Source organism: Pontibacter ramchanderi (genome assembly GCF_002846395.1).
Lineage (GTDB): Bacteria > Bacteroidota > Bacteroidia > Cytophagales > Hymenobacteraceae > Pontibacter > Pontibacter ramchanderi.
The window spans coordinates 1,046,025-1,055,409 of sequence record NZ_PJMU01000003.1 but is presented as its reverse complement, the minus strand read 5'-3'; the positions used below and the strand labels follow the sequence as shown (position 1 = coordinate 1,055,409).

The following is a 9,385-nucleotide window of genomic DNA, read 5'->3' as shown; positions in this document are numbered from 1 at the left end:
CTGCCTGCGTTTACACCCACCACCCACCGCCACGCCCCGGCAAGCACGTGACACGCCCCGGCAAGCACGTGACACGCCCCGGCAAGCACGTGACATGCCCCCACAACAGCTGCCTCGAACCTGCAACATAAGGCAAGGCGAACCCTAGAAAGACGGACCGGGACAGGCGACAGAGACAATGGCAAAGGGGACCCCCATGGTTACTTAGTATCGTAAGAGGCACCTAAGGTAACTGGTTTTTCCGATCTGGTAGGCGCAGCAGGGGACGAAATGATGGATGAGTATTGTACAGGAGCTAATAAAAAGCCAGGCAGAATATCGATGTATGTATAGCATAGCAGCTCTTTTGCCTTAACATTCACTTTGTTTTATGCTGGACCTTCTAAGTTCATGATTCGCATTTATACCCCACAGCCTTTAAGCTCCATCTCCCTTTTAAGACTCGATCTTAGCAAAACACATATAGACATAATGGACCTTTGCAGCTTAGTAGGAGCAGAATTTATTTTGCATTATTGTGTCTGTATTTGAAGGCGGTGATTTAACGGTGATAGCATAAACAAATAAGGCTGCTCGTCATCGGGCAGCCTTATTTGTTTATAACTATAGATCAAATTTGCTTAGTCTGGTCTTTTACCAGCGATAGCTGTTTTTAAGTTTTCTATTACAAGATACTGATTAGCTAACTCTCTCAGTTCTTCAGCTGTCACGCCTCTTATTGTGCTGATATAATTGTTATAGTGCTCGTAAGGTAGTTTATGTAATACGATTCGCTTATACCTGTCACACTGCTCAAAGATCGTGGCAATGTCGTTCAGGAATTTGCCTAGCATGTAGCTCTTTACTGTTTGCAACTCGTCTTCTGGTACCAAATCAGCTTGTAGCAACTTGATCTCTTTACGGATTTCCTCTATCGTTTTATCTGTTACCTGGTAATTGACGTCAGTTCCTATAAAGAACAAGCTATCCTGCTCTTTGGGTGAGATGGCTGAGTAGATTCCATAAGTATAGCCTTTATCTTCCCGGATGTTACGCATTAAGCGCGATCCAAAGTAACCTCCCAGTATTTCATTTAATACAACGAGCTTGTGATAGTCCTGATGGCCAATTAATGGAAACTGCTTGCCCATTCGAATTGAGGATTGCAGGCTCTCTGGCATCAAAACGAAGTCCTCTTGTTTCGTGATGATCTCCTCGGCCATATTGAGCTCAACTGTATCACCAGCTAATTGTATAGTAGCAATTTCTTTTTCCAGCAGTTTCTCCAATTCATCATCAATAGCGCCGCAAGCGAATACTTCGAGCTGTTCTGTGCTATACCTGTTTTTGAAGAAAGTTGAAAGAGCTTCTTTGCCGATATTATCTAATGCATGCTCATCCAAGCCAAATACATAAGGGTGCGTTTCACCATAAACTAGTTTGGTAAAGCTATGTGTTGCCAGGTAATTATTTTTTTGTCGCTGAACTTTGAGGTTCTGCTGATTTCTTTTTCGTAGCAACTCAAATTCCTCTGTCGGGAATATCGGGTTCTGGAGCACATCAAGTACTAAAGGGAGCAGTTCAGGCACATATTTGCTCAAGCAGTAGAGCGTAAATTCAGAACGGTCGTAACCATGGTTATTTTCGAAAGAGGCACCGTAGTAAGCCACTTTCTCGGCAATCTGCTTGGCTGTATAGTTCATGCTGCCTTCAAACAGCATTTTACCTGTCAGGTCGGCTACCCCGGCTTGATCTTCGTACCACTTACCCGCCTTAAAAACAAAATCCAGCCTGATGACAGGCTGGGTTTCGCTTTTTATAAAATGCAGTCTGGCTCCATTGCTTAAGTGGCTTACCTCAGCAATTTGTAGGGTGACTGCTTCTATTTCATGTATTTCTGGTGCTTTTGTTCTATCAAGCATTCTGTAATTTATTTGTTAATCTAAGTTTAGCGACAAACTGAAACGGATGGTTTCAGCAAGAGGGTTGCCTCTTTCGCTTGGGATCAGGTATGCTGCGTCGATTCCGAATTTTTGGTAACGCAAGCCTACACCAGTTGATATATATTTTCTGTTGCCCTTTTCAGGATTCTCATAAAAGTAACCTAGCCGCGCAGCGAACAGGTTGTTGTACCAGTACTCCACACCGCCAGAGAAATTGATCTCTTTTAACTCTTCACTGAAACCACCCGGCGCGTCACCAAACGAAGTGAAGATACCGCTAATCACAGTTTGTGTGCTATCGGCTCCTGGCGATGGCACCAGTAGTTTGTTCGCATCGAGCACAAAAGTCAGTGAGTTGTACTGGTCCAGGTTATACGTAATGGCTGTACCGAGTTTCAGATTGGTAGGAAGGAAATCCTTCTGGTCGCCGTTGGTATAAGCGATCTTGCCGCCAATGTTGGAAATGTTAGCACCAAAGCCCAGGTTCAGGCTCTGAGATACATCGCGGTTGTAGTATACACCCACATCCACAGCAGCTGTGTTGCCTGGCTTCGATTCAAAAGGAGATGCACCGCCTCCGATTGTTACGTTACCGGCCAGGTTTGAGCGTATAAAGCGCGCTCCTATACCTAAGCTGAAGTACTCGCTCAGCGCTTGGCCGTAAGCAACCGAGAGCGCATATTCTTTAGGAGAAAATTCGGTGATATCGTTTCCGTTGGCGTCAATGAACTGAATATCGCCCAAGTCGAAGTACAGAAGCGAGGCAGAGATAGCAGATGTCTCGGAAAGCTTTTTATACCCTGAGAGGTAGCTGAGCGACATGTCATCCACGATGTTGCGCAACCATGGCGAATAAGAAAAGCTCACACTCATATCATTCTGCACGAAGCCTAACTTAGCTGGGTTCCAGTGCGGAGCGTTCGCATCCGGGCTGAGCGCAACCCCTGCATCACCCAAACCAGCAGAGCGTGCATCAGGTGCCACTGTCAGGATTGGAACGGCTGTGGTTACGGTACGTGAATCCTGACCAATAGTAGATGTTTGCGCTGATGCGAGGTGCACCGAAAAGAAGGCGGCCACAAATGCAGTGGCTTTTACAAGTAAATTTTTCTTATACATATAGAGGGTGTTGATGCAAAATCAAATATAGAAATATTATAGGATTTTACTAATTCAAGAGCACAAGTTTCTCAAAACTTGTAGCAGTTGCGCCGTCATACTGAGAACGTACAATGATTCGGTAAACGTATACGCCGCGGGCCAATGGAGCGTTAATTTCATCTCTCCCATCCCAGGTTATCTCAGATAAGTGCGACGTGCTAACAAGGCTGGTGCCTTGCAGCGTTTTTACCAGCTTTCCTGATACGGTGAATATCTGAATATGGATATCAAGACTTTCGCCAGCTCTATTGTGGTTGAAGTGGAAGGTGGTGCTCCCCGAAAACGGATTCGGATAGTTCAGCAGCTTGGTAATCGTTAGTTTTTCGTTGTTCGATACGATAAACTCCAGCCGTTTCTCCGCAGGGTTATTGTGTGTGTCCCAGGCTTTTAGCATCAAGGTATAGCGGCCTTCCTGCAGGTTTTTGAAAGGGTAATGGATAGTGCCTGCCCGGTAGTTGTCGGGGTCTGCGGTATAGTAGTCATTGAGTACGATAGCGCTGTCGGTGCCCTCGTTCAGCATGGCAACCATTTCACGGCCCGAGCCTATACCTGCCGTATTCAGCCCGTTTTCGTCGGATAGCTTCGCCAGAAGAAGTGGATGCTGGCCTGTAGTGCCACCCGAAACAAAACTTTCATCATCCATAAACAAGCTGATGCTAGGGGGAGTATTGTCTGGTGCTATACCTGTGGCCGTGCCGCCAATCACTACGGCCGTGTCTGCACCCATAGCGTCATGGGTATGGTTGGTGGCGTAAAGGCTTATCTTGCCGTTGCCATGGCGTGTGTCAATATCTTTGGGCACGACAAAACCCACCTCAAAGGCTCCTGATTTTACAGACGCTTGTCCACTGTATACCACGTTTTCGCGCAGCCGAACAGGTATAGGTACCTTACCTCCGGGTAGAGCGGGCTCGTCTCTTCGCTCCGGTGTGTTGTCGCCAAAGGTGCGGCGGGTAGTTGGTTTCTCGTAGACGGTGATGTGCAGCGTGCCATCAAAATCAGTGGCTATACCTCCGGCTGCGTTTTGGACCACACCTTTCATCGTTACCTTGTCAAGCGCAGCCAAGGTGTCAGTGTACTGGGATGTAAGTTGTGTAAGGTGTGCCTGCAAATGTGGGTATGCCAGCTGCTGTGAGGGATCTGCCAGCAGCGTAAAGTTACGGTTATTCACGCCTCTCGATCCCCCAACCTCCGTTAGGCTATTGTTTTTGGTGAGCCGAACTACATCGCCCAGTCGGGGCATGCGGCCATTCAGCGGGCTTAAGGCTGCCTTAAAGAAATTGCGATTAAGCACGCGGTTGTCGCTGGAGAAAGCAGGGCGGGTGGTTGTCAGCAGGCCAACGGCTCCTCCATTCGGGTTCAGCAAGGCAAGCTCGGCACCAGAGGAACGCCGCGGGTCGTCGTAACGCCCAAACTCGCAGGTGGCAGTTAGCAGAAAAGTAAGTCGGTCTTTGTTGCGCCAGTTGTTGATGTGGGCTATTGTGAGGATTTGCTCCCAGGCCCAGCTGACTTCGTTACCGTGCCCGGTATAATTCACAATCAATGAGCCCTGCTCTATAGCTTTGTCGATAGCGGCAATGGCTGCAGGAGCCTGTTGCCTGTTCCCCACAGCCTCCTGCGGGTATAGGTCCAGGTATATCTTGTTGGGGTTGTAGCGGATGTGCTCGCGCTCCAGGTAGCTACTCAAAAACTCGGCATCGTGTAGGTGCTCGTTGTAGTCGCCATCGTCAGCCACAAAGGTTACCTGGCTGCGCCACTTCCCCAAATGGCCGGGGCTGTCGTAAGCGATGATCTTGTTAATCACCGTGGCTGCTTCTGTCGGTGTTTTGACAGGCAGGCGGCCTATACCTATGTCGAGAAGGTGGTCGCCGGTGCTGTTCTCTACCCACTCGCCTTCCTCGTCGTCCAGAAAGCCATAGTAGTCTTCGGAAGAGTAGCTGCTAATTGGGTGCAACGATTGCCGCGATTGATATACGGGCACAAAGTTGGTGTTATTGGGTTGTCGGTTTTTGTAATCATAAGACGCATCGCCGAAGAGCAGCAGGTATAGTACCTCGTCGCCCCGCTTGCTGCTTCGCTTGTACAGCATGCGCATGTAGTCGCGTATGGCGGTTACGTCCTGGGCACCTGAAGAGAACTCATTGTAAACCTGAGTGGTTGTAACGACCTCCACGTGCAGATTGCTGTGCTGCCGGCGGTGTGCGGCCAGTCGGTTAGCTTCCTGCAAAAAAAGGGGATGGGTCAGAATGACGAGGTCAAGGCGGCCATCGAGGTTGTGGTGATGCAGGTCCTGGTTAGCTACCCTGCCAAAGACTGCCGGTTTGAGGCCCGTGTTTTCCTTGAACGCGACAAATTCCCGTAGCACTTCCGTTGGCGCACTGAAAGTAAGGTCAGAGCCAGCCACTGTAGTCGGCTGCACAACGGGCTGTAGTGGATCTGTAACGTCCCATACCTGCGTTCCGGCAGGCGTGCCGGTTAATATAAATGTACTCACCGGGTTGGCCACACTTGCTACGGAGCGAAAGCCTGTCTGATTGCCGTAGAGCTTGAGCTGCCGTTCGTAGTTTAACTCCAGGTAATTGAGGAAACCCAGTGCTGTGGCGTTGCTGCCTGTACTGAAGCTAATGCCTACTTTAAGGCTTGTCGGTTGCCCGAGTGCCTGCTGGTTCAAGGTATAGGTGCTGGTACTGTTTACACCTTCCGGATGGTAAGCAAAGGAGCCGCGCCCGCTGATTTTTTGGGTGCCCAGGGTATGGCCGTTGAGGCGCAAGGTATAAGAACTCTCGGCTGCCGAATTGGCCATCAGGAAAGCCGTGAGCCGCACCTCAGAGCCCGTAACCAGATCCGAGACGGGCAGGTTGATCTCGCGCGAGGCAGTAAAAGCGCTAAAGTCCTCGCCATACCATTCGCGCCCGGAGTTGACCATGTTTTTCAGATCCCGCTCGTGGTAAAGGCGTTCATTGTAGCTCGTAATAACCGGGCCAGCCCCGCTTGCCTGTTCCCGCTGACTCACTCTGAGGCCATTGCTGGTTCCCACCCGGATAAAGTAATAGGCGGTATCGGAGTAGATGTTGTGGCTGTGCCGAAAGGCCGGGTTGTCGCCTGTTGCTTGCCAGGTATGGGGCCCTTGGGCATAAAAGAGTGCATAGTCGGCCTCGTCGAATTTTCCGTCGCTCTCACCTGTCACCCATATGGCATTCTCTATTAGGTCGTCTGGCCGGGGTGTGCTATTGGGCTGTGGAAGCATGCCGCCCCCGTTTCCGTAAAGCTGCAGTGTGCGCGGGTCGAGCTGTTGGGTATTGATGCCAAGTGTCTGCAGCAGTGCCCTGTCGATGCGGTGTATACCTGACTCAGTCACGCCGATCTTATACCAGTTGCCCGAACTCAGGACCGATGACGTAGCAAACCCACCCTGGCTGTTCTGCGTGGTGTTCCGGGACGATGGCTCTTCAGGCTGTTGATGCTGCCAGGCTGACGCAGTGCTGGTTTGAGCGCCAGCGGGCGGTGCTATCAGCAGACAGGTATACAGCAGCAAAAAGATCCGCATGGCAGGCGTAAGTAAGTGAAAGAATGATGCGCTGTATAAATTTACAGAAGATTATCCTTTCAGCTAAACAAATCGGCGATAATTGAGGAGAGAAGCCGCTAACGTGTTCTGAGATATTTTAATGGCCAGCAAGGTATACCTGAACAACGCTATACCTTGCTGGGCTATACCTTGTTCGTTTACCTGAGGCACTGTTTCTTAACGGAACCACTGCCAGGGTAGAGAAGGATTTAGGAGCTAGGCGCTTTTCTGAAAACAGATAGCAGCACGTAGAGCACAATGATGAGCGGTACAGCTGCAAACTTAACCAGGGCCAGCAGCAAGACCGATATACCCAGGAACACGAAGCGGGTGGCATTGTCTTTCCAGGTCAGATTCTTGAATTTGAGCGCAAACAAAGGTATTTCGGCTACCAGCAGGTATGAGAAAATAACCGTTACTGCCAGCAGAAAGTAAGGGTGGAGGATAATGTTATCGTAAAGGTTGCCGGAAGTTGCCAATATGAGCGGCAGCGAACCGATAAACATGGAGCAGGCCGGTGTCGGAACCCCAATGAAAGATTCAGCCTGACGGGTGTCGATGTTGAACTTAGCCAGGCGCAGGGCCGAGAAGATCGTGATCAGGAAGCCAAAGAATGGCAGTATGTCGGCAGGTATACCCAGCACGGAAGTCTCCGCCTGCCACAGGAGCGCAAACATAATAGCGCCCGGCACAGCGCCAAACGAAACCATGTCGGCCAGCGAGTCCAGCTGCTTGCCTATCTCGGAGTAGGCGTTGAAAACACGGGCCACCATGCCGTCCAGAAAATCGAAAATAGCTGCTATGCCAATGAGGTATGCCGCATACTCCAGCCGGAAATTAAAGGCAAAATACAGCGCCAGGCAGCCACAGAACAGGTTAAGGCAGGTGATTGCGTTAGGTATGTAACTTTTCATCCGGGGGCTTAGCGTAGGAATGGGTTATACTTCTTTTCGTACGCAATAGTAGTTTCAGGTCCATGCCCAGGGTATACCACGGTCTCGTCCGGCAGCGTGAAAAGCTTGGTTCTGATGCTGTTGATCAGTGTGTCGAAATCGCCGCCGGGCAGGTCGGTGCGGCCAATGCTGCCTTTGAACAGCACATCACCCCCAATGCATACCTTCTCGGCTTCGTCGTAAAACACCACATGTCCCGGCGCGTGGCCGGGCGCAAAGATGATCTGCAGCTCGGTGTTGCCAAACCTGATCGTATCGCCTTCCTTCAGGTAGTTGTCCGATGCCTCGGCACCACTGTACATCTGAAACCCATAGTTCGGTGCATACACCGGCACTGCCCGCAGAATCTCCAGCTCTTTCTCGTGTATTTCCAGCTCCACACCATAGGTGTCGGCCACAAACCGATTGCCCAGCACGTGGTCGATGTGGCAGTGTGTGTTGAGCAGGCGCACTACTTTCAGCTCATTTGCCTCAATGTAGCGCTTCAGTTCTTGCTGTTCCGTTAGCTCATAGCAACCAGGGTCTACCACCACGCACTCCTTTGTGTCGTCGTGCAGCAGGTAAGTGTTCTCCTGGAAGGGGTTGAATGTAAGACAGGTAATGTTCATGTTTTTCTCGTTCACAGGGCGCGGACCCACAAATTCGGCTTCTAAGTTACGAACTTCAGGCGTAAGTCGTAAATTGCCTGTATGAATTATGACTACATCGTAGTGGGGCATGGCATTGCCGGCGCCACACTGGCCTATACCTTGCGCAAGCAGGGCCAGCGGGTGCTGGTGATCGACGAGCCCAAATCTAACTCTGCCTCCCGCGTGGCCGCCGGCCTCGTTAACCCCGTGGCCGGTAAGCGCTTTGCCAAATCCTGGCTCGTGGACACGCTACTGCCTTACGCCGACAGTTTTTACGATGAACTCGAGGAGAGATTCCAACAGCAGCTCTTCATTCACAAACCGATTTACAAAGTCTTCTCGACCATAGAGGAGCAGAACAACTGGATGGCCAAAAGCGCCGAAGGCAACTGGAGCGAATATATTGGCGCTACCTATACCCAAAGCACCGGGGCTGCGTCTGTGCAGGATCAATTCGGTGGTATTATGATCAAAAAGGGTGGTTACCTGCGCATCGCCGAGACGCTTGATCTGTTGCTGCAAGAGTTGCAGCAGGATCAGGCCCTATTGCCGGAGCGTTTTGAGATAGAGCAACTGCAGCTGGCCGAACAAAGTGTGGTCTACAAAAACATAACAGCGCATCATCTGGTTTTCTGTGAAGGCTGGCAGGCAGTGCAGAACCCATACTTTGGGTGGTTGCCTTTGCAGCCTACCAAAGGCGAGGTGCTGGAGGTGCAAACGCAGGATTTTAACCCCGAATGCATCTATAATAAAGCCGTTTACGTTGTTCCGGTAGGAGAGGGCCGCTTTAAGATAGGGGCCACCTACAACTGGCGCCAACCCGACGAAGAACCAACCCCCGAAGGAGAGGCGGAACTAAGCGAGCGCTTTGAGCAGATTACCACACAAACTTACCAGGTGAGCAGGCACTGGGCCGGTATCAGGCCTGCCGTACGCGACCGTCGCCCGCTAATGGGCCGGCATCCGGAGCATCAGCAGTTGAGCGTGTTCAACGGCATGGGCTCCAAGGGTGTGCTGATGGCGCCATACCTGGCCCATGTGTTTGCCAAAGCGCTGACGGATGGCGCAGAAATAATGCCGGACGTACACATTTCGAGATATTATTCGTTATATTACGACTATATAAAACACCATAACCAAGAACTCTAAGCG

Annotated in this window: 7 protein-coding genes; 1 reads left to right on the top strand and 6 read right to left on the bottom strand. The window is 50.6% G+C overall.

Features of this window, described 5'->3' with window-relative positions; genetic code table 11:
- Nucleotides 1-620 precede the first annotated feature (620 nt).
- From BD749_RS17135 to BD749_RS17115, 6 genes are all read right to left on the bottom strand, one after another.
- On the bottom strand, nt 621-1,901 hold the full coding sequence (locus BD749_RS17135) for a M16 family metallopeptidase (protein WP_101446582.1): 1,281 nt from the start codon (nt 1,899-1,901) through the stop codon (nt 621-623).
- Nucleotides 1,902-1,916: 15 nt separating this feature from the next.
- Nucleotides 1,917-3,041 carry a type IX secretion system outer membrane channel protein PorV gene (gene porV / locus BD749_RS17130; RefSeq protein WP_101446580.1) on the bottom strand — a complete coding sequence of 375 codons (1,125 nt, stop codon included), beginning with the start codon at nt 3,039-3,041 and terminating at the stop codon, nt 1,917-1,919.
- A gap of 49 nt (nt 3,042-3,090) precedes the next feature.
- Nucleotides 3,091-6,630, bottom strand: coding sequence for a type IX secretion system sortase PorU (porU, locus tag BD749_RS17125; protein ID WP_101446578.1), 3,540 nt, complete (start codon nt 6,628-6,630; stop codon nt 3,091-3,093).
- Between the two features lie 63 nt (nt 6,631-6,693).
- On the bottom strand, nt 6,694-6,822 hold the full coding sequence (locus tag BD749_RS19690) for a hypothetical protein (RefSeq protein WP_262503006.1): 129 nt from the start codon (nt 6,820-6,822) through the stop codon (nt 6,694-6,696).
- Between the two features lie 38 nt (nt 6,823-6,860).
- Entirely contained in the window at nt 6,861-7,565 is a 705-nt protein-coding gene (gene pssA, locus BD749_RS17120; RefSeq protein ID WP_101446576.1) for a CDP-diacylglycerol--serine O-phosphatidyltransferase, read from the bottom strand.
- 8 nt (nt 7,566-7,573) lie between these two features.
- Nucleotides 7,574-8,212: an MBL fold metallo-hydrolase gene (locus tag BD749_RS17115; RefSeq protein WP_101446759.1), complete on the bottom strand. Its 639-nt coding sequence runs from the start codon at nt 8,210-8,212 to the stop codon at nt 7,574-7,576.
- A gap of 81 nt (nt 8,213-8,293) precedes the next feature.
- Between BD749_RS17115 and BD749_RS17110 the strand changes: the two genes are divergently transcribed.
- The gene (locus BD749_RS17110; RefSeq protein ID WP_101446574.1) at nt 8,294-9,382 is read left to right on the top strand and encodes an NAD(P)/FAD-dependent oxidoreductase; all 1,089 of its coding nucleotides are present in this window, start codon (nt 8,294-8,296) and stop codon (nt 9,380-9,382) included.
- Nucleotides 9,383-9,385 lie beyond the last annotated feature (3 nt).